Below are 790 nucleotides of genomic sequence, written 5' to 3' on the forward strand. Positions count from 1 at the left end.
TGACAAGATCACTGTTCCTGTTGAGGTGACCTACCCGGATGGTTCGAAGGACAACGTTGATGTCACTGTCACGGTTGAACAGCCTGACGTTCCTGCTAAGCAACCTGACTGGAACGATGACAAGGGTAAGCCTGGCGACAAGGTAGAGATCCCGAACACCGGTGGCCCGGTTGAGGATGGCACCACTGTCGAGACCGATGGTCCTGGTAAGGCTGAAATCGATGACAACGGCAACCTCGTTGTTGACATCGATAAGGACGCCAAGCCTGGTGACAAGGTCGTCGTCATTGTCAAGGACAAGGACGGCAACGAGATCGACAGGGTGACGGTCGTCGTTGAAGAGCCGACCCCTGACGACACTGGCAAGGACTCGGACAAGTACCAGCCTGAGTACCCCGACAGCACGGGTAAGCCTGGTGACAAGACCGAGATCCCGCTGAAGCCTGGCGACCTGCCTGAAGACACCAAGTGCGAGCTTGACACGAGCACTGTGCCGGCCGGTTGGGGCGTCACCATTGGTGAGAACTGCAAGCTGATTGTGGTTCCGGGCAAGGACGCGAAGCCTGGTCAGACCGCTGACATCAAGGTGAACTTCATCTATCCCGATGGCAGCACTGACACTGCGACCGCACACTTCGTGGTGGCAGAGGCTGAGGGTGGCAAGAAGGTCATCCGGGAAGGTGGACTCGCTCAGACGGGGTCAAGTCCCTTGTAGTGGTGTAACGGCGTTTTCCTCTCGTTTGGGGTTTTAGCTTGCTAGTGCGGGCGTGTCGGTATCGGTCATGGTCGT

The 790-nt window shown here is 57.3% G+C and carries 1 protein-coding gene; it reads left to right on the plus strand.

From position 1 onward, the window contains the following. On the plus strand, positions 1 to 715 hold a 715-nt coding region (locus BSZ39_RS12960; protein WP_222842978.1), incomplete at its 5' end, for a YPDG domain-containing protein. Positions 716 to 790: the final 75 nt, after the last annotated feature.

This window comes from Bowdeniella nasicola (assembly GCF_001907295.1).
Taxonomy (GTDB): domain Bacteria; phylum Actinomycetota; class Actinomycetes; order Actinomycetales; family Actinomycetaceae; genus Bowdeniella; species Bowdeniella nasicola.